The 22115-nt window shown below is 69.0% G+C and carries 18 protein-coding genes; 10 read left to right on the top strand and 8 right to left on the bottom strand.

What is annotated here, in order from left to right:
* Positions 1–46 precede the first annotated feature (46 nt).
* The 3 genes from VKP62_15405 to VKP62_15395 form a co-directional block, all read right to left on the bottom strand.
* A complete protein-coding gene (locus VKP62_15405) occupies positions 47–622 on the bottom strand; it encodes a hypothetical protein (protein MEB3198583.1) in 576 nt (191 codons plus the stop codon).
* Positions 622–1020 carry a hypothetical protein gene (locus tag VKP62_15400; protein ID MEB3198582.1) on the bottom strand — a complete coding sequence of 133 codons (399 nt, stop codon included), beginning with the start codon at positions 1018–1020 and terminating at the stop codon, positions 622–624. Before VKP62_15400 ends, VKP62_15405 begins: the two co-directional genes overlap by 1 nt.
* 391 nt (positions 1021–1411) lie before the next feature.
* Positions 1412–2317 carry a hypothetical protein gene (locus VKP62_15395; protein MEB3198581.1) on the bottom strand — a complete coding sequence of 302 codons (906 nt, stop codon included), beginning with the start codon at positions 2315–2317 and terminating at the stop codon, positions 1412–1414.
* A 438-nt stretch (positions 2318–2755) separates the two neighbouring features.
* Between VKP62_15395 and VKP62_15390 the strand changes: the two genes are divergently transcribed.
* The 4 genes from VKP62_15390 to VKP62_15375 are packed head-to-tail and all read left to right on the top strand — an operon-like array spanning position 2756 to position 6629.
* The gene (locus tag VKP62_15390; protein ID MEB3198580.1) at positions 2756–3382 is read left to right on the top strand and encodes a hypothetical protein; all 627 of its coding nucleotides are present in this window, start codon (positions 2756–2758) and stop codon (positions 3380–3382) included.
* Between the two features lie 6 nt (positions 3383–3388).
* Positions 3389–5194 carry a nicotinate-nucleotide--dimethylbenzimidazole phosphoribosyltransferase gene (cobT, locus tag VKP62_15385; GenBank protein ID MEB3198579.1) on the top strand — a complete coding sequence of 602 codons (1806 nt, stop codon included), beginning with the start codon at positions 3389–3391 and terminating at the stop codon, positions 5192–5194.
* On the top strand, positions 5191–6051 hold the full coding sequence (gene cobS / locus VKP62_15380; protein ID MEB3198578.1) for an adenosylcobinamide-GDP ribazoletransferase: 861 nt from the start codon (positions 5191–5193) through the stop codon (positions 6049–6051). The genes cobT and cobS overlap by 4 nt, the downstream gene beginning before the upstream one ends.
* Complete coding sequence (locus tag VKP62_15375) at positions 6051–6629, top strand: histidine phosphatase family protein (protein MEB3198577.1); 579 nt, start codon at positions 6051–6053, stop codon at positions 6627–6629. Before cobS ends, VKP62_15375 begins: the two co-directional genes overlap by 1 nt.
* A 121-nt stretch (positions 6630–6750) precedes the next feature.
* Here VKP62_15375 and VKP62_15370 read toward each other — a convergent pair whose 3' ends face one another.
* From VKP62_15370 to VKP62_15360, 3 genes are all read right to left on the bottom strand, one after another.
* On the bottom strand, positions 6751–7782 hold the full coding sequence (locus VKP62_15370) for a peptidoglycan-binding protein (GenBank protein MEB3198576.1): 1032 nt from the start codon (positions 7780–7782) through the stop codon (positions 6751–6753).
* A gap of 210 nt (positions 7783–7992) precedes the next feature.
* Positions 7993–11184 carry a BTAD domain-containing putative transcriptional regulator gene (locus tag VKP62_15365; protein ID MEB3198575.1) on the bottom strand — a complete coding sequence of 1064 codons (3192 nt, stop codon included), beginning with the start codon at positions 11182–11184 and terminating at the stop codon, positions 7993–7995.
* Positions 11185–11320: 136 nt separating this feature from the next.
* Positions 11321–12046: a hypothetical protein gene (locus VKP62_15360; protein MEB3198574.1), complete on the bottom strand. Its 726-nt coding sequence runs from the start codon at positions 12044–12046 to the stop codon at positions 11321–11323.
* Between the two features lie 250 nt (positions 12047–12296).
* Here VKP62_15360 and VKP62_15355 point away from each other — a divergent pair, with 250 nt between their 5' ends.
* The 4 genes from VKP62_15355 to VKP62_15340 are packed head-to-tail and all read left to right on the top strand — an operon-like array spanning position 12297 to position 17792.
* Positions 12297–14471: a glycoside hydrolase family 15 protein gene (locus tag VKP62_15355; protein ID MEB3198573.1), complete on the top strand. Its 2175-nt coding sequence runs from the start codon at positions 12297–12299 to the stop codon at positions 14469–14471.
* A gap of 42 nt (positions 14472–14513) precedes the next feature.
* The gene (locus VKP62_15350; protein ID MEB3198572.1) at positions 14514–15812 is read left to right on the top strand and encodes a VCBS repeat-containing protein; all 1299 of its coding nucleotides are present in this window, start codon (positions 14514–14516) and stop codon (positions 15810–15812) included.
* A gap of 21 nt (positions 15813–15833) precedes the next feature.
* Positions 15834–16532 (top strand): chromophore lyase CpcT/CpeT, encoded by a 699-nt coding sequence (locus VKP62_15345; protein ID MEB3198571.1) that lies wholly within the window; start codon positions 15834–15836, stop codon positions 16530–16532.
* A 21-nt stretch (positions 16533–16553) separates the two neighbouring features.
* Positions 16554–17792: a S8 family serine peptidase gene (locus VKP62_15340; protein MEB3198570.1), complete on the top strand. Its 1239-nt coding sequence runs from the start codon at positions 16554–16556 to the stop codon at positions 17790–17792.
* Positions 17793–17909: 117 nt separating this feature from the next.
* On the opposite strand, the gene VKP62_15335 is transcribed toward VKP62_15340, so the two are convergent.
* Positions 17910–19166 carry a S8 family serine peptidase gene (locus VKP62_15335; GenBank protein MEB3198569.1) on the bottom strand — a complete coding sequence of 419 codons (1257 nt, stop codon included), beginning with the start codon at positions 19164–19166 and terminating at the stop codon, positions 17910–17912.
* A gap of 211 nt (positions 19167–19377) precedes the next feature.
* Here VKP62_15335 and VKP62_15330 point away from each other — a divergent pair, with 211 nt between their 5' ends.
* Positions 19378–19722 (top strand): FKBP-type peptidyl-prolyl cis-trans isomerase, encoded by a 345-nt coding sequence (locus tag VKP62_15330; GenBank protein ID MEB3198568.1) that lies wholly within the window; start codon positions 19378–19380, stop codon positions 19720–19722.
* A 169-nt stretch (positions 19723–19891) separates the two neighbouring features.
* Here VKP62_15330 and VKP62_15325 read toward each other — a convergent pair whose 3' ends face one another.
* Complete coding sequence (locus VKP62_15325; protein ID MEB3198567.1) at positions 19892–20353, bottom strand: ferritin-like domain-containing protein; 462 nt, start codon at positions 20351–20353, stop codon at positions 19892–19894.
* Positions 20354–20577: 224 nt separating this feature from the next.
* Here VKP62_15325 and VKP62_15320 point away from each other — a divergent pair.
* Positions 20578–22115 (top strand): hypothetical protein (locus VKP62_15320; protein ID MEB3198566.1); only part of this gene is annotated, 1538 nt, incomplete at its 3' end.

The raw sequence follows: 22115 nt of genomic DNA, 5'->3' as shown, positions 1-22115 counted from the left end.
TTCGTGTGGCCGTCTTTATACGAGCTGGCCACACGAACCTGCCACGTCAGTAAACCCAGAATGATTGGGTCACCTTCCAGGTCTTCTTGACGCCCGGAGAGCTTGATGGGCTCGGGCTGGGAGTGGGCACGTCCGCTGATGGCGCGGATGGAGTCGGCGACGGCGCAGGGGAAGCAGAGACGCTGTCATTGACTTCAAATTCGGGTGCCACGTTGATTTCAATGCGCATTTTTTGTTTCAAGGCCAGGGTGATGCGAATGGCCCGTTCGTAGTTTTCCGGAATCTGGTCCCCGCCCTCATCAGCCCAGGTACCGCTCTCCAGGGTCCAGCCCTCTTTTTCGTAGCGGGCGTGCAATTTCTGGTAATGCGCGAACACGCGGGAGGGGGTGTCTTTGGTCTGCAAGGTCCGCATGGCACCGGAACTGGGCAAGCCCAGCGGATCATTGGCCCCGAAAGGTTCCGTCGACAGGGTCGTGGCGCCGGGATACGCGGCAAACTTCATCATCGAGGTGATTTCAGGCCGCATCGTACGGGCGGAACTGCCGAACGGAACGCATCCCGAACTTGCGAGCAGGGCTCCGGTGACCACGATCCAGGCCGCGCGACGAATGAGGTGTGTCATCAGAACCACCACAGCAACCCGCCGCCGAAGGCTGGCGTGTAGCCAAAACCCTGGTCGTTGTAAAAGAAGGACATGCCGCCCTCGAAAAAGAAATTGCCCCAGGTGAAACCGGCTCCTGGCGCGACGTTGATCTGCGGACTGGTGCCGCCTGACAACCCGCCCATGCCCGAGAAAAGCGAGATGCCCGCACCGCTGGCGAGCAGGCCGTAGAGCGAGCCTGAAGAATGGCGGGCCAGTTCCTTGGTGAGGGCGCCGCCGACGTTCCAGAAGCCACTGGCGCCCTGCCCCCAACCCACACCTGCCACGTGGTAGCCGAAGCCGTTCGGGAAGGTGCGGAAGTAAGTCAGGCCTGAGCCGGCAATCCAGCTGACGGACATCCCCAGCCCTTGGCGTTCCACGGCGGTTCCCGGGACCGCGTTCGTCTGTGCCGAGGCGGATGCGGGCTGGCTACAGAGCAGGGCGACAGAGAGAGCAAGCGCCAGGCGTTTCACGGTAAGCGTCCCTTTCAAGCATCGTATGGCGTTGAACCGCTGCCCTTATACCCGGCTTCAAACGGTCCCCATGAAGCCATTTGGCTTCGTGGGATGGCTTCATTGGTAGTCCACCTGTGCGATGAACAAGACGGGAGGCGCGTGCGTATCTTGTCTCCGCAGTCCCTATGGGCTGCCGTCAGGGATTCCAGCTTGCCCGCCTGTGAAACGCCCCTCGATAGGCGTTTCCAGGGTCAGGCAAGACCAGAGGCCAGGGGACTTGCTCCCCTGGCCTCGAGCTTCGAGCAGTGGATCGGGTTTAGCCGCTGATCACCCGCGTGGCCAGCTGCTTCACCCACTGGCCGGCGGCCTGCGTCGTTTCCGTGAGTTCGCGCTGCATGGTCTGATAGGCCTGGTCGTGGCGGGCCCAGGCGCCTTGCCAGCTCCGGGTGATGCCGCCCTCCGCGACGTAGGCGCGGGTGGCCTGCCCAGCGCGGTAGGTGGCATCGGCCGCCCGCCGGGTGAGCCGACCGGCCTCGTAGGCGGCGGTGCCGAGCAGGGCCAGGTCTTCGGCGGCCCGCCGGATCGGGGCGGGGGTGCCGGTGGGCCGGGGGGGCGTCTTGGCGATCGGTTTGGCCGCGGGCGGTGCCTTGGGAGCCGGCTTGGTGGCCACAGGCGGTTGCGGGGCCACGGGGACCGGCTTGCCGGGGACGGGATTCACCACCGGCTTGGTCTTGCCGGCGGCCTTCTTGACGCTGCGCGTGACGCGTCCGGCTGCCGCCGACTTGCCCAGCTGGGCGCGCGTGGCCGGCCGCAGGCCGTTGGTGAGCGCCGTGACCAGCTCCGTGTTCACGCCGGCGGTGCCGAGCTTTTCCGCGATGCGCTGGCTGGCCAGGGCCAGCGCGTCCGTTTGCTTGAGGCCCTGCTTGATGGCTTGCTGGAAGACCAGATCGCCGGCCGTCAGCGCTTCGCTGGCGACCAGCTTGGTGACGCCCGCGCCGGTCAGCAGCTGGGTGGCCTTCTTGGTCAGCACCGGCGGCGCCATGACGGCCTGGGCCGCCGCCTTGGCCGCGACCGTGCGACCCACCTTGGTGGCGCTGCGGGTGGCCAACTCATCCCCGGCGACGCGGGTGGCCGCCTGGCTGGTGCGCTTGGCCGCCTGGCGGGCAGCCTGGGCGGTTGGCTTGGCGGCGAGCTGGCGGACAACCTGGCTGGTGATGGGCATGGGTCGGATTCCTTCTCTCACATCCGCTTCGCGGGCGCCACCGGCGCGGGGGCGAAGCTGGTTCTCACACACACGGTCGGTGAACGACCAACCACCTTCTGTTTCCATCGCCCTGGTTCCGGGTCGGTTCCGAACTCGCCCGTCCGACTTTGTGTTTTGTTTAAATTGATTTTCAGACGCGGCGATAGGGTCTCAATTCAAGCTGGGGACTGATTTTCGGTCACTGATGCTGGGATTTTGAAGGCCCAAATCTGAACTGGGCCCGTCAGCACGGATCCCTGGCCGCTAACGGCGCATCCAGATCGACTTCCGGAAATTAATCCGATGTTAATGAGGAGATGTTCCTGCTGGAACTGGGGTGAAACCCGGGCTGACCATCTCCTTTCATGTGAGCCCTGGTCGGGTGGCGCCCGGGGTGGTGTGTGAGGAATCCCTGCCATGTCGATCCTTTCGAAAGCAGTCGCCAGCACGGTCAAGCACGCGATGCCGACTGCTCGCCAGGCCGCGGTGCGCACGAGCCGGGAGGTCGGCGAGGAACTGGCGCCCGTGGCCGCTCGGGCGGCCGAGCAGGCCGTCAAGCCGATCGCCCTGCTGCCTCCTGCCGCCAGCGTGCGCGAGATCGGTCGCAAGGTGGGCTGGGTGGAAGCCGGCTGGCAGCGCCAGGAGCGCCTGATGCGTCGCATGAGCCCTTCGATGGATGGCGCTGGCGATCGCCTCGGGCTCTCCCGCGCCCGCACCTGGATGGCCCGTGAGGGGCGGGCCGGCGTGGTGCGCCACAACCAGGGCGTGGTGGCGGCCCGCAAGAATCTGGAACAGTTCTCCAATGGACCGCTGGTGCGCGCCGCCAGCCGCGACCTCGGCCGCACGGCCAGGGCGCTGGATGGCCCGGCCCACGTGGTTTTGCAGACGGCGGACTTCGTCTATCAGTTCGTGCCGTTCCGGCCGGTCTTCGACCGACTGGCCCTGGTGCAGCGGATGAGCCAGGCGTATGATGCCGTCAAAACCGACCCCAACAGCGTGCGCCGCTGGGTCAAGGGGCTCGGCGACAAGTTGCCCACCTTCTAGGTTTTCATGCACGACCCTCACTTCTCGTCCGCCGAACGCGAGGCGGTCTATCGCGCCATCCGCGAGCGTCGCGACGTGCGCGCCTATCGGCCCGACCCGGTGCCGGAGGCCACGCTCTGGCGCATCTTGGAGGCCGCCCACCAGGCCCCTTCGGTCGGGCGCATGCAGCCCTGGAACTTCATCCTGGTGCAAGACCCGACCCTGCGTCAGGAGGTCTATGACCACTTTCGCGCCGTCAACGCCCGCGCCTCGCAGCTGCATGCCGGCGATCGCCAGGCCGCCTACCAGGCGCTGAAGCTGCAGGGCATCCTGGATGCGCCGGTGAATCTGCTGGTCACGTGCGATCGCGGCCGCGGCGGCGAGCATGTGCTCGGGCGCGCGACCATGCGTGAGATGGACCTCTACAGCACCTGCCTGGCCGTGCAGAACCTCTGGCTGGCGGCACGGGCCGAGGGCCTGGGGGTTGGCTGGATGAGCCTGATGGAACCTGCGCACATCGCGGCCCTGCTCGGTCTGCCCGATGGGGTGGTGCCGGTGGCCTACCTGTGCCTGGGCCATCCGGTCGAGCTGCCGACCAGTCCGCTGCTGGGGCGGGTCGGCTGGCGCGAGAGCCTGCCGCTGGATTCGCTGGTGTTTGCGGATCGCTGGGGCGTGGCGCGACCCTTCGCCGAGGCGCCGGCCGGGGCGCCCCCCCCTCCGACCGGCCTGCCCGCACCGGACCTGCCGGTCGTGCTGGCCCCGGCCCCCTGCTCCTGGCATCCGCCGGACGATCCGGCCGAGGGCGTGCTGGGGGCTGACCTGTTGCGTCGCCGCTTTCGCCGCCTGCCCACCCCGCGCGGCGCACTCGGGCGGCTGGAAGCGCTGGCGCTGCAGCTGGCCGAGGTGCAGCGGCGCATGCGGCCGACCCTGCGGGCGCCCTGGATCGTGGTGATGGCCGGCGATCACGGCGTGGCGCGCGAGGAGGGCGTCAGTGCCTACAAGCCCGAGGCCACTGCCATGATGGTCTATCGCTTTCTCAGTGGCGGCGGCGTGGTCAACGCGCTGGCCCGCGAAACCGGCGCCGGTCTGCTGGTGGCCGATCTCGGCGTCGACCATGATTTCGGCGCGGCCGATGCGCTGCTGGATGCCAAGGTGCGGCGCGGCACCCGCAATTTCTGCCAGGAAGCGGCCATGACCCCGGCCGAGCTGGCCCAGGCGATCGCCGCCGGGGCTGAAACGGTCACGCGCTTGCCCGAGCTGGATCTGCTGGTGCTGGGCGAGATGGGCATCGGCAACACCACCGCCGCCTCGGCGCTGGTGGCGGTGCAGTTGGGGCTGACGCCGACCGAGGTGCTGGGGCCCGGCGCCGGGCTGGGGCCGCGGGGCCTGGCCCGCAAGCAGGAGGTGCTGACCCGCGCGCTGGCCCTGCACGGGGCGGCCGCCCGGCTCGATCCCAGCGAGGCCCTGCGCTGTCTGGGTGGCTATGAGATCGCCGGCATGGTCGGGGCGATCGAGGCGGCGGCGGCGCGTGGGGTGCCGGTCTTGCTGGACGGCTTCATTGTCGGGGCGGCCGCGCTGATCGCGGCGGCGCGCACACCGGCCTGCCGTACGGCCCTGATTGCCGCCACGCGCTCCGCGGAGCCCGCGCATGACCGCGTGCTCGCGGCCCTGGAACTGGTGCCCATGCTCGATTGGGGCCTGCGTCTGGGCGAGGCCAGCGGCGCGGCCCTGGCCTTCGGCTTGTTGAAGGCCGCCGTGCGGGTCTCGGCCGAGGTATCGACTTACGAGGAAGCCAACCTCGAAGAGCCGCTTGCGGCCGGAGGCCAGACGTGAACCCGGAACCTGCGCCGACCGATGCGGCCGTGGTCGTGCCCGTGGCACCGATCCAGCGCCCCTTCTGGCAGGAGGAGCCGCGTCGCATGGCGATCGCCGTGATCTTCCTGACGCGCGTGCCGCTGCGTCTGGCCGGCGACGTCACGCCGGCCGACATCGCCGCGGCCAGCCGCTATTACCCGCTGGTCGGGGGCCTGGTCGGGGCTGCCGTCGGGGGCATGTTCGTCCTGGCGGGCGGCTACTATCCTCCCCTGCTGGCCGCGACGCTGGCCGCCTTGGGTGCCGCCGTGCTGACGGGCGCTTTTCATGAGGATGCCCTGGGGGATGTGGCCGACGCCTTTGGCGGCGGCATGAGCGTGGCCCGCAAGCTGGAGATCATGAAGGATTCGCGGCTCGGGACGTATGGCGTGCTGGCACTGGTCGGGGCCCTGTTGCTGCGCATTCAGGCGATCGCCGGGTTGCCGCTCGCGGTGGCCCTCCCGGCGCTGGTCGCGGTGCATGCCGCCAGCCGCGCCGGCATCGTCGGCATGCTCTGGCGCTCACCGCGGGCCCGCACGGAGGGGTTGGGGGCCGACACGGTCGGGCTCTCCTGGCGGGAACCCCTCGTGGCGCTGGCGACCGCCTTGCTCTTGGGACTGCTCTGCCTGCCCCTGCCCGCGGCCCTGGGCGTGCTGGCACTGTGCCTGCTGAGCGCGCTGGGCATGGATCGTTACGCGCGGGAGCAGGTCGGGGGCGTGACCGGGGACGTGCTCGGGGCCTCCCAGCAGGTCGGCGAGCTGGTCGCCCTGCTCGCCCTCGGGGCCTGGCTGGCGATCGAACCCGCGGTGGTCCTGGGTGCCCCTGTCTGGCGGCCCTGATGCGCCTGTTTCTGATTCGCCATGCGCCGATCGAGGCGGCGTACCGCGGCCGGATCGTGGGGCGCCTCGATGTGGCGGCCGAGCTGCCGGCCGCCGCGGCCGTCGGAGCGATGCCCTGGGGGCCTGAGGCCCGCTGGCTGGTCTCCCCGGCCCGACGCGCGCGCGAGACGGCAGGCTGGCTCGGGGCGACCCGGTGGGTCGAGGAGGCAGATCTTTGGGAGCAGAGCCACGGCGATTGGGAGGGCCGCACCTGGGCGGACGTGCTGGCTTCTGACCCTGAGGCGGCGGCCTATCTGGAAGCCTTCGATCGCCGACGTCCGCCCGGTGGGGAACACCTCGGGGATGTGCGACGCCGCGTCACGCGGGCGATCGCCCGGGCCACCGCGGCCTTTCCGGCTGAAGACCTGGTGGTGGTCTGCCATGCCGGCCCGATTCGCTGCCTGGTCGCCTCGGCGCTGGGCGTGCGCACGCGCAGGGCCGCCTTCCTCGACGTGGAGCCGCTCTCGCTCTCGACCTTGACGGCCACGCCCGGTGGCTATCGCCTGAGCGCGCTCAATCAGCCTTACGGAAGCTGGTAGCGCCACGCGTCAGTGGCTTCATGCCCCCCAAAAACACCACCAAACCCCGGTTCCGCTTGGGGCGGGTCCAGGGCTCGGCGGTGTGTGAAGAGAGAGGAGTGGAGAGGAAGAAGAAAAGGAATCAGGCCGGCACGTAGATGCCGAGCACCAGCTTGTTGCCGGGCGGGAAGTTGCCGGGCCCACCGTAGCCCATCTCGCCGCCGTTGGCGAACCAGCCCTGGCCGGTGGCGATGGCGATGTCACCCGCGATCGGGTGAGCCGTGCCAGGCGTGCCGGGACGCACGACCACGATCGCACCCGGGGGCGCCTTGTAGGGATTATCGAGGGCCAGCTTGCGCAGCCCCAGCCGCGCCAGGTTGGCATCCGCATACTCGGCGAACTGCTTGGCATAAGTGGCATGCGAGTCCGGGATGCCCTCACCCGGCATGTTGCCGTAGCCCGAGCGCTCGATGTAGTTCCAGACGTGCATGTAGCACCAGCCATCCGGGCGCTTGCCGACGGAGTGGCGCTTGGCCACCTCCAGCATGTTCTTCATTTGCTGGTCGGCCGAACTGCCGGGCATGGGGGGCTGGTTGCGACCCACCGCCGGGGTGGGCGGGGCCTCGCGCTTGATCTTGGCCGCGCTGCCGCCCATCAGGCTCTTGATCACGGCTTCACGCTCGGCCACGGGAACCTGTTTCAGGAAATGTTCGCGCTGGAAATTACCGATGGCCGCCCACTGGTGGGGGCTGACGAGCGTGCCGGTGTCACTCCAGACCAGCCGCTTGTCCCGCGAGAGATGCACGAAGGAATCGTCCACCAGGCGGTGGCCGAAGTTCATGTAGACGTTGCCCGTGACACCGCTCCAGGTGGAACGCGTGTCGATGCTGGTCTCTTCCTTCTGACGGGCGGCCAGCTTGGCGTTCAGGAGTTTGAGCGTCTGGGGACCGGCCACGCCATCCGCCGGGAGGGCGTGGGACACCTGGAAGTCGCGCAGCGCCATGCCGGTCCGTTCGCCGAACACGCCATCGACGTCCCCCGCGTTGAAGCCCAGGGCCTTGAGCGCCGCTTGCAGTTCGCGCACACCCTCGCCACGGCTGCCGTGGAGCAGCATGGCGCCCGTGCGGACCGGTGCCGGTGTTGGGGCGGTGGGGCGAGTCGGGACGGTGGTCATGGCGGATCCTCTCTGGGGCGCGAACCTGCATCGCGTAAGGAGGTTATGCCGCCCCCCGGTTCCGTCCCGGTTCCAGCGGGAAGTCTGATCGTTAAGTGCTTGTTAATGAAAACCAAGGTTGCTTGAAGACCGCTGGGTTCTGTCCCGTTCAAGAGCGCGGAGACGTCCTCGCCGCACCGGAACCGCCGACTGCCCCGATGGAACCCGATCTCAGGCCTTGAGCAGGGCCTGATAGGCCTGCTCGAACTCCTCGGAGGGTGTGCCGCCGAAGGCCGCCTTGAGGGCCTTGCGGCAGTCCCAATAGACCTGTCGGACCCGATCCGGTCGGTCGATCGCCGCGTGGTGCCGCATGAGGGCGAGGGCCGCTTCCTCTTCCCACGGCATGAGCCCGAGCAGGCGCGTCAGCGTTTGCTCCGCGGCGTTTGGCGAGGCTTTCTGCCAGGCCGCCAGCCTGAGGAAGCCCTGCAAGGCCTTGAAGCGCAGGGCCTCGCGTTCCGGCAGGAAGCGGTCGTTGAAGGGCGCGCAATCGAGCAGATTGCCCCGGTAGAGCGCCAGCGTTTCGGCCAGCCGCCCGGCCGCGGCGTTGGGGTCCTCGGCCCACAGGCGCTCGGCGGTGGTCAGCCCGTTCTCGAAGGCCCGCACGTCGACGCTGGCCAGCGCGTCCGGGGCCAGCAAGTAACGCTCGTCGGCGAACTGCACGAAGCGGGATTCGCGGCCGTGTTCCACCTCCGGTTCCAGGATGCGACGCAGGGTCGAGACGGCCACCTTGAAGCGCGTCAGGTTGGAGGCTTCCCCTCCTCCCACGTGTTCGGCCAGTTCCACCAGCGTGAGGCCGCGCGGGTAGATCGCCAGCGAGGCCAGGATCAGCTTGGCGCTCTGGCGTGGCCAGCGGTCGATCGCGCTGCCGTCCACGCGGGCTTCGAAGCCACCGAGCATGCGCAGCGTCAGGCCCAAGGGGGCCGTGCCGCCGGCTTGCTGTTCCGTCTCGGCGAGCGAGGGGGCGGTGCGCACCTGCTGCGCCACGGCGGCCGCCGCACTGGCCACCGGCGCGGCGGCGCCCAGGGTGGAGAGCTCGTTCCACAGTTCGGCATCCATGTTGCGCAGGAAGGCGATCTGCCGGGATTGCAAGAGCTGTTCGGCCTGCTCGAAGGCCGCCCGCGCGGCCCCCCGTTCCCCCAGGCGCAGCCGGGCGGCCGCGATGATGGCGTGCGCATGGGCCAGGTGCCGGGCCGCATTCAGAGGCGTCAGGCCTGTGACGGCCTCGCCCGCCAGCGCCAGGGCTCCGGCCGCATCGTCCAGCTGCAGCGCGGCCCGCGCCCGCGGCAGCAGCAGGGCCAGGTCGTAGATCGTCTTGCCGGCCGGCACGTTGGCCTCGGCCAGCAGCGCCGACATGCGTTGCGGCGTGTGGCGCCGAACGCATACCCACAGTTGCAGTTCCAGCGGGATCTTCTTGCCTTCCTGCAGGCCGATCCGATCGAACAGGTTCAGGGAGGCCTTGAGTCGATCATCGGCTTCTCGCCACTGTCCCCTCAGCATCGCGATGTTGCCCGCCACGGCGTGGGCACAGGCCAGGTCGTGCCAGTCGAGCACCTCGCGCCAGCCAGCCGGCAGGGCTTTCAGGGCCGATTCGGCCTCATCCACCTTGCCCTCGCAGGCCCACAGGTGGATGCGCTGCAGCTTGGCGGCCAGCATGTAGGGGTAGAAATTGCGTTCATCGGCGATCGCGATCGCCCGTTCCAGATGCCCGTGGGCCTCGCGATAGGCGCCGCGATGCAGCTGGTAGGTGTACAGGTTCACATGCGCGATGTAGCGGCTGGCGGCGAGTTCGAGTCCGCCGTCGTCCCGCTGGGCCAGCACCTGCTCGTTGAAGTTGCGGAAGCCCTCGAGATCGCCCTTTTGCTCGGCCGCATGCCCGCGAATCAAGGCCAGGTCGGCCAGGTCTTCGGGCTCGCCGTCCGTCGCCAGCGCCTGGGCCGCCAGCAGGTAGTTGGCGTAGTCGCGCGCCTCCTGACGTGCCAGCGCGATGTTGGCCTGACGCACCCGCACCTTGAACTGGCCAGCCCGGTCCTCTCGGGCGGTGAAGCTCGTCAGGGCGCGATCGAAGGCGGCCAGGCCCTCTGGCAGACGGCCGTCGCGGGCCAGGGCCGAGCCGTGCCAGACCAGCAGGTAGGGGTCTTGGTCGAAGGCCGCCTCGGGAAAGGCGTCCAGCCAGCGACCGATCAGGGCCAGGCGACCATCGTGACGCATGCGTGGAAAGCTTTCCCGGCAAGCCTGGCCGGCGGCGCGCCAGTCGCCACAGGCAATCAGGTGCGGGATGGCCAGCTCGTCCCGCCCCTGTTCGCGGTAATGTTCGGCCGCCCAGCGATGCCAGCCGCGGCGTTCCTCCGCCGGCACGACGCGCTCGGCCTCGGTGCGCAGGAACTGACGCAAGTGGTTCGGAAAGACGTAGGCCTCGCCGCGCCGCGTGACCAGGTGGTCGGCCTCCAGCGCGGCCAGCGTGGTGTCCGTGTCCGCCAGCTGCAGCACCTCGCGGCAGGCCTCGGCCGTCGGTTCCTCCAGAATGGCCGCGCGCAGCATGAAACTGCGGCGCAGGGCCGGCTGGCCTTGATAGAGTTCCTCCGCGATGTAGGCCTCGATTTCCGGGTCGCTGCCACCGCTGCCGCCCAGGGCGATCGCCCGGCCCGGGTCCGCCGTCAGCAGATCCAGGCCCAGCGGCCACCCCTCCAGCGCGTGCGCCCGCTCGCGAAAGGCCGGGTCATCGGCCAGGCCGGGCACCCGGGCCCGCATGTAGGCGTCCACTTCGGCCGGGTTGAAGCGCAGGCGCGCCTCATCGATCACGCGCACGGTGCCGGCGGCGGACAGGCGGCCGAGGGCGCCCGGGTAACGTTTGCGCGTGCTCAGGAGCAGGCGCACGCCGCGCGGCAGCTTGTCGAGGAAGTAGGTCAGGCCACTGATCACCTCCGGCGTCTGCTGGATCAGCCCATGCACATCATCCAGGGCGATCGTCAGGGCCGGCGGATCATACGCCCCCAATGATTGGAACAGCCGCGACCAGACTGCCTTGGCGGGCGCGCCCTGCCCCGCCATGGCCCGCACCTCGTCTCCGAAGGGGGGCACGTGGGCGCGAATGGCAGCCACCAGATAAGCAAACAAGGTGGTCGGGTCGCAGTCGTCCTGGTCCAGCGACACCCAGGCCAGCTCACCCCCGATGCGCTGGGCCAGCAGGGCCATGGTCAGGGTCTTGCCGCCACCGGGGCCGGCTTGCAGGATCGTCACCGCAGGCTCACGCGCCGTCGCGCAGAGGTCCTCGCGCGGGAGGATGTCCGGCGGCAAGGCGGGCGGGCTGAGCTTGCTCGGGATGATCCAGGCATCAAGGGTCACGCCCCGGTTATACCCGCGCACGCCCGTCCCTTCCTGTGCAGGGCGCGCTTTCCTGATGCGAGCAACCAAACGCCCCCGGACGGCAGGTCCAGGGGCGCTGGTGTGGGGAGAGGAAGAGAGAGAGAGAGACCCTCTCCCCAGGTTGAACCCGAAACGTTCAGCCGGCAGACACCGGTGCATAAGGGTCTGCGATCCAGTCGATCTGGTGGCTCTCATAGGCCCGGGCCAGGGCTTCGATCGTCCAGGCATCGTTCTGCGTATCGGCAAACCGCGGCCCGTGCTGGCGGTCGGGACCCAGATAGGTCAGCCAGACCGGCTGGGCCGATTCGCCCGCGGCAATGGCCCGGGGATTTTGCGAGGCGTGGACCACCATGCCGGGGCGCAGCAAGCCGCGCCGGATCGCCTCGCCGAGGCGGGCGATGGTCAGCCCCTTGGCGCGGGTGTCCCGCGGGGCTTGCTGGGGGTCGATGCCACCGGCCAGCTCCGCCAGCGTGGCGGCCGTGGCGTGACTGCCGCCCAACGTCTTGCGGGCCAGGCGGGCCGCATGGCGCAAGCGCAGACGGAAAGAACGGTCGCGTGCTTCGGGTTCGAGCCCTTCACCGACCCAGGCGCGAGCCCGGGCCCGCATGGTGATGGCCGCATCGATGCTGGCGCGCTTGGCGGCCGGCACCAGGCGCAGCGCTTCTTGCCGCTGGTGGCGGTCCAGATTGTTCCATTCTTCCCAGGTGACGGGCAGGCCGCTGCCCTGGCGGACCAGGGTGCCTTGCTGGTGATCGTAGTAGACGGGCACCTTGGGCGGACTCGATGGCGGACCCACGCGCAGGCGTTCGACGGGGCGACGCCGGGCAGGCAAGGTGACCTCGGGCAAGGGGGCGGTGGGCATCGGGTGTTCCTCTCTCTTCAGCGCGTCTCTCGGGCGCTGCTCTCTGGAGGGGTTGTCTGACGGCCCGGTTCCGTCCCGGTTCCACGCCTGGAACCAGAGCTTAAGCTTTGGTAATTATTTGAGATGGGGTTCAACGATCTTTAATTCATCCTTAACCTAACCTTGGTCTTTTGGAACCCCCGGGAAACCCCTGGGCTGCATACTGGGATCACGTCGTCGCGCCCGTTCAGACCATGGAAAGCAAGCTCGCGTGGATCACCGTCGCTCCACTTGGAACCAGCTACCAGGTGCCCTGCTGGGGCGCCGGTCTCGCCGTCTCGGATGGATCCGTGGGCTGATCGGGATCGGCTTGGCCGCCAGTCTGGTGAGCGCTTGCGGGCTGTCTCCCCTGCGCCCCGCGCAGGCCACGCCGGTCGATCGCCTGGGCATGAGCGCCAGCGGGCTCGATATGTCAGGGCCTGGCTCCTGGCTTTTCGGCGTGTGCCCCAACTTTTCCCAGGTCTCCAATGGTCGGGTCATGAGCGCAGTCTCGCGCGAATTCGGTCGCCTCGCGCGGCCGGGCGCGCTGATCAACATGCTCTGGCCCAGCTACGCTGAGAATCGTTTGCGCGTCGCCACGGTGGGCTTCCACGACGGCCGGAGCCTGCGCTGGGCCGATGAGCTGCGCCTGGTGTCCCAGCGCGTCGTGCCGGATACGGGGCGGGTCATCTCCACCTTTGCGGAGCCCAAGGGGCGCTATCGGTTGGTGATCGAGGATCTGGCCGTGCGCGACGTCGACGTGATCGCCCGGCGCGTGACCCTGGAAAACACGGGGGTGGAGGCCTTGAACGGCGGCTCCTTCATGGCGCTGGCCGATTTCGCCCTGACCCTGACAGGCCGCGACGATCGCCTGAGCTGGCGCCCGGCCGAACAGGCCCTGCTGGTGCAGAACCCCGAAGCCGGCTGTGCCACCGCCATGGCCGGCGACGACGAGCCGAGCGGCTATCAGTGCGGTGCGGCCGGGTTGGCCCTGGGGCCGGCCGTGGCCGCCGGGATCGACGCGCGGGACGGGCGTTTGAGCGGCCATCGCAGCGCCCAGGGCGTGGCCGGTACCGAAGGCGCGCTCAGTTTCGACGTGCCGGCCCTGGCGCCGGGCGCACGCCATAGCCAGGACCTTTACCTGAGCGTGGGCGCCCAGCCGGAGGCCGCGCTGGCGGCGATCGCCCACGCCCGGCGGCAGGGCTTCACGCGGCTGGCTGAGGCCGATGCCGGTTTCTGGCGTGATCACCTCGCGAGGGCCCCACGCTCGGGCGGGGACGCCCGGGAAGAAGCCGTCTTCCGGCGTGCCCTGATCGTGATCAAGCAGCTGCAGGCCGACACGGGCGGCATTCTGGCGGCTGCCTCGACCATCAGCCCGGCCTACAAGTACGTCTGGATCCAGGACCTCGTCGTGGACGTGCGCGCCCTGGCCCTGTGCGGCTACCACGTGGAAGCGCGTGCGGCCCTCGACTTCATGGCCCGCACCCAGAAGGCCGACGGCGACTGGTGGGTGACCCACCGGGGCGACGGGAAACCTTTCCTGGCCTGGGAGCACGGCTCCGAGTGGATGGGCGGCTACTGGGTTTCGGCCGTGGATGCCTACGTGGCGGCCAGCCGGGATCAGGCGGCGATCGCTGCGTGGTGGCCACAGATCGAGCGGGCCTGTCGCTTCATGCAGGCCCAGATCACGCCCTCGGGCCTGATCGGCCCCAACATGGACCTCTGGGAAACCTTCAAGGACAAGAGCTGGACGCTGACCAACGCCTCGTTCGTGGGCGGGCTGGAAGCGGCGGCGCGCATGGCCGATCGCACCGGTCGCTCGGCCCAGGCCGGCGAATGGCGCAGGGCCGCGCAAGGCCTGCGGGAAGCGCTGCGCGTGCAGGCGGTGGTGGCGCCCGAGGGTTACTGGGGCAAGGGCGTGCGCCCTGGCGCGACGCGCCCCGACCCGATCATCGACGCCTCGGTGCTGGGCGCCACCTGGCCCTATGGCGTGGTCAGTCCGCAGGACCCGATCACCCGCGCCACCATGGCCCGCATCCAGCAACGCCTGCTGCAACCCGGTGGCGGCGTGCGCCGCTGGGAGGGCGATGACTGGTACGGCGCGCAGGGCTGGTGCGAGCTGACCGACTGGCTGGCGCTGGTGGCCCATCAGGCCGGCGACACGGCCCTGGCCAAGCGCCTGCACGCCAGCAACACCGACAAGGCCCATACCACCGGTTCCTTGCAGCTCGGCGAGGTCTTCGACGAGCGCACGGGCCGCTTCACCAGTGCGTTTCCGCTGGGCTGGCCGGAGGCACAGTACGTGCTCACCAGCCTGGCCTTCCAGGGCCGCGTGCCCCTGAGCCTGCCCCCTCAATCGTCTCGTCCCGCCGCGGCGGGTTCCGTTCTCCCTCTCGTTTCGCCGTGATTGGCCGGCCCCTGCCGGATTGTCCCTAGGAGGTTCCTGACCGTGCAAAAACCCATCCTGGCCTCGCTCTTGCTGGGCTCCCTGGTGGCCGCCTCGTCGGCTTGCGGGCGCTTGCCCGGGGTGGCGACCCCACGGGCGGCCGCCTCGGACCTGTCGGCCCTGGCGCGTGGCTACCGGGCTGAACCGCGGGCGACGATCGCCATCGATCACCCCGCTTTCCTGCACATCGAAGGTGAAGAGCGCAATCAGCCCACCCTGATCGTGAGCTCCTTTGGCGTTTTCGGCGGCGATGCGGTGCGTCGCATTCGCGGGATCGACGCGGTGCTGGCCGGCCGGAGCCTGACGCCCGAGCTGATCACCAAGGATGCGGTCTGGCCCAACGAGGTCAAGGCGGTACCGAGTTCGGTCATGCCGGGTGGCTATCTGGTGGCCGGCGGCTTCCTGGTGCCTGGCAAGACCGGCGCCCTGACCCTGGTGAACGCGGGCGGGGCGAGCCGCGTGCTGACGGATCCGGGCGTGGTCACCGAGAAGAAGCCCGGCTGGTTCTACCACCGCGCCGTGTGGCGTGACATGAACGGCGATGGGCGCCTGGACATCCTGACGGCGCGGGCCAAGAAGCCCATGATGGGCCCTGCGCTGGGTGAGCTGGTCTGGTTCAGCGAAGGCCGCAACCGCGCGGGTTTCTGGGAAGAACACGTGATCGCGCAGGGCCCGGATGTTCACTTCCGCCTGGCCGACCTGGATGGCGACGGCCGCGAGGAGGTGCTGGCCTCCGAGTTCTTCTCCAAGCGCTTCACGGTGCTCTGGCAGGAAGGCGACACCTGGCGCAACCGCGTGATCGATACCAAGTGCGGCTCGGCCTTCGACCTCGAAGTGGCGGACCTCAATGGCGACGGCCGTCGTGATGTCGTGCTGACCAACCACGAGGCCAACCTCGAGGCCGGCGCCTTTGCCTATGAAATTCCTCAGGACTGGAAGAACACGCTGTGGCCCAAGCACGTGATCGCCAAGGGCATCGAAACCCGCAACGGCGGTCCCAACCAGGCCTCTCCCGGGGCCCCAGTGGTGGTGCCGGGGGCCGCACCCAACGGCAAGGCCCTGATCCTGCTGGCCGGTGACGGTTCGCAGCGGGTCCACCTGCTGGCGCCGCGCAGCACCGACCGCAGCGACTGGAATTACCAGCTGATCGACCTGGCCAACCTCGGTTGCACGGTGGGGCAGCTGGCCGTGGCCGACCTCGATGCGGACGGCGCGCCGGAGATCTTTGCGCCCGCTTACGACAAGCACCAGATTCACGTCTTTACCCTGCGCACCCCCGCCGCCAAGCGGACCAAGCGCTGATCATCCGAGGAACCTGATTCCATGTTCACCTTCTCCCATCCGATGACCCGCAGCCTGCCCCTCTTTGCGCTGCTGACCGCGCTTTCGGCCTGCGGCACGACCCCGACCGCCTCGCTCAAGGGGCAAGCCACGGTGCAGGCGCAGGGCATGGCCACCCAGGCCACCCTCAACGCGCTGGCCAACAAGATGATCGGCGTCTATGACAGCAAGGATCAGGCCCTGGCCGATCCCGAAAACTACCGTGACGTCACCCTGCACATGGTGCGCGTGTGGCCTGAGCGCAAGGATGGCCCCTGGCTGTACATCGAGCAGGCCCTGTCGAAGCAGGTGCAGCTGCCTTATCGCCAGCGCGTTTACCGGCTGTTGCCCCGCACGGACGGCCGGGTGGCCTCCGAGGTGTACACGCTGCCGGAACCCGTCCTGAAGTATGCGGGGGCCTGGCGTCAGGCCAACCCGCTGGGTGACCTCAAGCCAGCCGACCTCACGCCCCGCACGGGCTGCGCGGTGGTCCTGCGCCAGACCTCGCCCGGCATCTGGGCCGGCGGCACGGTCGGACGGGAGTGCCCGTCCGAACTGTATGGCGCGGCCTATGCCACCAGTGAGGTGGTCGTCTCGGGCAGCACCCTCAAGAGCTGGGACCGCGGCTACGACGCCAACGGGGAGCAGGTCTGGGGCGCCGAGAAGGGCGGCTACGTCTTCATCAAGCGCTCGGTGCGCTAGGCGAGGCGGGAGGTTCGAATCGTGCGCCAAGCTCGTTTGGTTTCTGGTTTGATCCTGGCCGCGCTGGTCGCGGCCGGCTGCGGCCGGCAGGCGCCGGCCGCGCCCCAGACGCGTGGGGCAGGACTGGTGGCGGGGCTCGCCGTGAGCGGGCAACGCGCCGTGGTGATGCTGCGCGGCGAGGCGCTGCCCGGTGTGCTGGCGGCCCCCAACCGGGCCGGTCTGACGGTGGTCGATCGCCTGCCGGAACTGCGCGCGCTGGTGGTGCAGGCCAGCAACGGCGCGGGGCGTCAGGCCCTGCTCGCCCTGGCGGCCGATCCCGGCGTGGCTTCCGTGACCCCCGATTGGCCGGTGTCGTTGGAGGCCATCAGCAACGATCCCATGGTCGGTCAGCAGTATTCCCTGCGCGCCGGCAACGTGGCCGAGGCCTGGAGTCGGGCGCCCAAGCGCGGCAAGGGTGTGCTGGTGGCTCTGATCGACTCGGGCATCGACCTCGGTCATCCCGAGTTCGAAGGGCGGGTCAACAAGACCGGCGTCAACGTCATTGATCCGCTCAAGTTCCCACAGGATGACCACGGCCACGGCACCCACTGTGCCGGTATCATCGGCGCGACCGCCGACAACGGCGAGGGCATCGCGGGCGTGGCGCCCGGGGTCCAGTTCCTGCCCGTCAAGATCTTCAACAGCCGGGGCCAGGGAACAGCCTCAGGCGTGTCCAAGGGCATCGTCAACGCGATGACCTACCAGCCCAAGGTCATGTCGATGAGCATCGGTTTGTACCAGTACTCGCCCGTGCTGGAAGAGGCGCTGCAATATGCACTGGATCGCGACTGCGTGCTGGTGGCCTCGGCGGGCAACTCGAACAAGGAGAATGATCCGCAGTACGCCCCGCACCTGCCGTCGACCTATCCGGGCGTGATCGAGGTGGCGTCCTCGAATTCCGACAACGTGCGCTCGAAGTATTCCAACTTCGGCAAGACGGTCTCGGTGATCGCCCCGGGGGAGACAATCCTCTCGACCTGGCCGCGGGCCGGGTTGGGTCCCACCGCGCCCAAGAGTTACACCACGGCCAGCGGCACCAGCATGGCGGCGCCCTTCGTGGCCGGGGTCGCGGCCCTGATCCGGGGCGAGAACCCCGGGCTCAAGCGGGACGAGGTGCGTCGTCGGATTGAAGCCGGCGCGCGGGATCTCGGCGATGCTGGCTTCGACCCCTACCACGGCCACGGCCTGATCGACGCGGGCAAGGCCCTTTCGCTCAACTGAGCCGCGCGTTCGCGCCGGTCGGGGCCCTGGCCCTCTCCGGCGCGGAAGCTCGCGTGTGCTGGGAGCCCGCTGGCCGGGGGGCAAGCCTCCGGCCAGGCGTTCCTGTCGGCGTTCGCCTCAGAGGGCGACGGCCCGGCCCGCGTCGATGCGCCCGTGGCCGAAGCGCGGATCGAAGCCGGCCAGCCCCAGATCCTGCGCGCGCGCCTCCAGGTGGGCCTTGACCTGGGCCCGCTTCCAGTCCGGATGCTGGCTGCGAATCAGCGCCACCACGCCGGCCGCGCAAGGCGCGGCCATGCTGGTGCCGGAGGCCAGCCCGTAGCCAGGTATCCCGTTCTTGGTTGGAAAGGTCGACCAGACATCCACCCCGGGGGCAGCCACGCTGACGGTCTTGCCGAAGTTGCTGAAGCTCGCCACGCGGTCCTGCGCATCGGTGGCGGCCACCTCGATCACGCCCGGATAGGTCGACGGCAGGTGTGGGGCGGTTTCGGGATCATTCTCCTTGCCCACGTTCCCGGCGCTCGCCACGATGCAGACATCCCGGTCCAGGGCCTGCTGGATGGCGGCTTCGAGCACCTTGTCGCGCCGGTAGACCGCCAGGCTGGCGTTGATCACGCGGGCGCCGTTGTTGGCGGCATAGAGAAACCCTGTCGCGATGCTCTTGGTGGTGCCGTTGCCGTTCGATGACAGCACCTGGATGCCCATCAGGCTGACGCCTGGGGCGACTCCGGCGCCACCGGCACCGTTGTCCAGCGAGGCCAGCGCGATGCCGGCGGTGTGGGTGCCGTGGCCGTGACCGTCCCGGACGTCCTTGTTTCGCATCACCGCGTTGTAAAGCCCCACCTCCGGGTCGAGCCGGTCGCGCAGTTCCGGGTGGGCCGGGTCGACGCCCGTGTCGAGCAGGGCCAGGCGCACCTGGCGGCTGCCACGCGTGACGGCCCAGGCCTGTGGGGCGTGAATCAGGTTCAGGTGATACTGGCGTCCCAGCTCCGGGTCGCCCTGCAACAGGCCCGGCAAGCGCGGGGCCTGAGCCGTCACGGAGACGGGCGTGTCCAGCCCGTAGACGTGGTTGGGCTGCGCATCCAGCACCCCCGGCAGGCGCGTCAGACGCCGCCGGGCTTCACTGGCGGAGATCCCGGCGGGCTGCGCCACCGTCAGCCAGCCCAGCGCGGCCAGGTCGCGGTCGAGCACGTCCAGGCCGGCCAGGTCTGCCTGGGGCGCCACTTTCACCAGCCATTCGCTGCGTCCATCGGCGCGCTGCGCCACGGTGGCGCCGGTCGCGGCGGCCTGGGCCAGCGGCGTGGGCCGCTGCCCGCAGGCCGGCAGGGAGAGGGCGATCGCCAGCCCGAGCAGGGCAGGGGTCGGGAAGCGGCGCATAGGAAAGCTCCTGACAGGCCCATGGGGCCCGCTCATAAAGTTAATTTCAGTTCAATTTTATCTTAAGTCAAGGATATTGGGCAGGGTCCTGCCGGGACCTCCGCCATCCGGCTGCGCGTGCCTGTCTAAGTGTAGGGATCTGCTACCATGACCCCTCGCTTACGCCCGCTGACGGTCGTGCGTCGGCTCCCCTTTCAGAAAGGAAGTTCCCGTGCCCGAATTGCCCAGTGGCCTGTCTTACGAGATTCTCACCCCCGGCGCGGAGGATGCCGCCGTGGCCGCCCCCGGTCAGGTTGTGTCGGTGCATTACACCGGTCGGCTGATGGATGGCAAGGTCTTCGATTCGTCGCATTCGCGCAACCAGCCCTTCCGCTTCGACCTCGGTCGCGGCGACGTGATCCGGGGCTGGGATGAGGGGGTGGCCGGCATGAAAGTGGGCGAGACGCGCAAGCTGACCATTCCGCCGGAGCTCGGCTATGGCGCGCGTGGGGCTGGCGGGGTGATTCCGCCCAACGCCACCTTGGAGTTCGACGTGGAGTTGCTGGCGATTCAATAGCGCGCCGCCAGACGTTCCCGCGGAAACTCACGCGGGACGCTGGCGCCAATCGCAACAGGCTCCTTGGAGCGTCGCGGTGGGCTTGGCCCTGAAATCGAGAAAGCCCCTCGCGCAAGCGAGGGGCTTTCGGGTCTTGGGGCGATTCGCCGCCAGGCCTGCCAGAGGCTGGCTAGTGCGGGCTCCGCAGCATCTTCTTGACCTCGTCGATGTGCTCGGTCTCGGTCCGCACGAAGCCGCGCGCCAGCTCTTCCAGGGCGATGTCGTCGCCCGCCACCGCCACCAGACGGCGGTACATGGCCAGCGTGGCCTCCTCATGTTGCAGGCTTTCGCGCAGGATCGCATCGACCGTGTGGAGGTTGGTTTCCTCCGCGACGGCCGCCACCATGGGGGGATGACCACCGTACGAGGTGATCTTCTCGCCGATGATGGTGGCGTGGTCCATGCTCTCGGTGGCCTGCGAGCGGAACCAGGCCTGGATCGGGATGCGATTGTGCCCCATGATCATGAACGAGTAGTGCAGGTAGCGGTTGATGCCGGCCATCTCGGCCTTGTAGATGTCGTGCAGCAACGGCATGACCTGGTCGTTCAGGGGGCCGGTGCCGGGACGCGTGGTGTCGGTCGTGGCGCTCATCTCGATTTCACTCCTTTGCTGGTGGCAAGCCGAGCATGCGGGCCTGCCTTTCACTTGAACCACCCCGGCGGGGCTGGCGTCAATCGTCGCCGACTGCCGGCTGTCTGCTCCGACGGCTCCAGCGGCTGCGCTTGCGGGTTTTGCTGGCGTGCCCTCGCACACTTGAACTTCGGGGTATGTTGCTAGAAGTTCTCCGGGAACTGTGGGGATGGAGGGGCGCGTAAATGCCTGATTGGAATCCAGGCGCTCGCCGGGTTTCCCGTCGGATGTGCGGGTGGGTGCTGGCCACTGCCGTCTCAGCGTGTCAGCTTGTCCCCACGACTTACAACGAGCAGGAAACGCTTCGTTTGCGGGCCGGGACAACGGCGGCTGGAGCACCGGTGGGCCTGGAGGCGGGTCGGCGGCTGGTTCTTGAAAGTGCGGAAGGCCCTCTTCCCGATGGCACCCGGGTGCGCTTCGATGATGTCGACATGGTCATTCGCGACGGGGCCTTGAGCCTGACCGGCAAGCAGCTGGCGGCTCGCGCGCGGCATCTGGTCGCCGTGGAGGGCTTCGAGCCGCTCGAGGTGGACCTGGCCAATCCCAGCGTCGGACGCCTGCGCCTGGTGAGCAAGCCTTCCCAGCCTGGCATAGCTCAACAGGCGACGATGTCACGCCCTGGTTCCGTCTCGCCTCAGCTGGGCTCGCAGCTGCCGGCGCCGGATGCCCTGCGCTTGGCCGATCTCCGCCTCACGGCCGGGGGCCATTTGAAGGCGGGCGATGGCCTGACCCGCCTCGCCGCTCAGGTGGCTCAGGGCGACCAGGGCCTCTCGCTTCAGCTGGCCGGGGAACCCGGCGGCACCCGCCCGCTGAGCGACCTCCTGACGGCGCCGGGCTCGCTCCGATACGACACGGCGCGCGGCGCGATCGTCGCGGCGGGGCCGTTGGCACCAGCGGGTCCTGGGGCTCAATCGGGCGCTGCCGCGCAGGGGGGGCCTGGCCTGGCCACCAGCTTATTTGGCACGGTGAAGGCGAGCGGGCTGGTGGCCGGCCCGAGTGTGACCGGGTCGGCGGCGGGGATGATCGGTATGGACGGGGCGACCCTGAAGGCCTCGGCTGCCGGGGGGCTGGTGGGCTTGGATGGGGCCACCATGATCGCCGATCGTGGCAACGGGCTGATCGGGTTGGATGGCTCGACCCTGGTGGGCGATCGCCGCAACGGGCTGATCGGCCTGGATGGCGCGACCTTGATCGGCCCGCAAGGCAGCGGGCTGATCGGCCTGGATGTCGCCACCCTGATCGGGCAGGACGCTTCGACCTTGATCGGGCAGGATGGTGCCACGCTGCGGCCGGGGACGTCCGGCATGGCCGCCATGGCCGGTTATCCCTACTTCCCCGCGCAGATGGTCGGACTGGCCAAGTTTGGCCTGCTGAGCGAGTTGCCGGCGGTGCCGCTGCAGCGAGACACGGCTGGCGGCGTCACGGAAATGCTGTGGCCGGAACAAACCCTGGTCCGGGCGCTCGACCTGGAAGGCAATCTGCTGACGGCCTGGGTCTTCACCCAGTCGTCCGGTGGCTTCACGCTGGCGCTGCCGGCGGCGCTTCCCCCCGTCTTCGTGGTGCAGGCGCAGACGCATGTGCCGAACAAGAAAGTCTTGCGGGGTTGCGGCCTGGCGTTTGCCCCTGGCGTGGAGCATCGTCCGTTGTTGATTCCGCTGGATACGGCTTCGACCATGGTGACGTGCGACATCCTGTTTCTGCTGGATTACACCCCCAAGGAAAT

The organism is Candidatus Sericytochromatia bacterium (genome assembly GCA_035285325.1).
Classification (GTDB): domain Bacteria; phylum Cyanobacteriota; class Sericytochromatia; order S15B-MN24; family JAQBPE01; genus JAYKJB01.
This window is presented reverse-complemented; position numbering and strand designations above follow the sequence as displayed.

Excerpts from the sequence above, each read along its gene's own strand:
- VKP62_15375 (MEB3198577.1), top strand. The coding sequence starts at position 6,051 with ATGCGCCTGTTTCTGATTCGCCATGCGCCGATCGAGGCGGCGTACCGC.
- VKP62_15335 (MEB3198569.1), bottom strand. The coding sequence starts at position 19,166 with ATGCGCCGCTTCCCGACCCCTGCCCTGCTCGGGCTGGCGATCGCCCTC.
- VKP62_15370 (MEB3198576.1), bottom strand. The coding sequence starts at position 7,782 with ATGACCACCGTCCCGACTCGCCCCACCGCCCCAACACCGGCACCGGTC.
- VKP62_15360 (MEB3198574.1), bottom strand. The coding sequence starts at position 12,046 with ATGCCCACCGCCCCCTTGCCCGAGGTCACCTTGCCTGCCCGGCGTCGC.
- VKP62_15345 (MEB3198571.1), top strand. The coding sequence starts at position 15,834 with ATGTTCACCTTCTCCCATCCGATGACCCGCAGCCTGCCCCTCTTTGCG.
- VKP62_15395 (MEB3198581.1), bottom strand. The coding sequence starts at position 2,317 with ATGCCCATCACCAGCCAGGTTGTCCGCCAGCTCGCCGCCAAGCCAACC.
- VKP62_15390 (MEB3198580.1), top strand. The coding sequence starts at position 2,756 with ATGTCGATCCTTTCGAAAGCAGTCGCCAGCACGGTCAAGCACGCGATG.
- cobT (MEB3198579.1), top strand. The coding sequence starts at position 3,389 with ATGCACGACCCTCACTTCTCGTCCGCCGAACGCGAGGCGGTCTATCGC.
- VKP62_15325 (MEB3198567.1), bottom strand. The coding sequence starts at position 20,353 with ATGAGCGCCACGACCGACACCACGCGTCCCGGCACCGGCCCCCTGAAC.
- VKP62_15405 (MEB3198583.1), bottom strand. The coding sequence starts at position 622 with ATGACACACCTCATTCGTCGCGCGGCCTGGATCGTGGTCACCGGAGCC.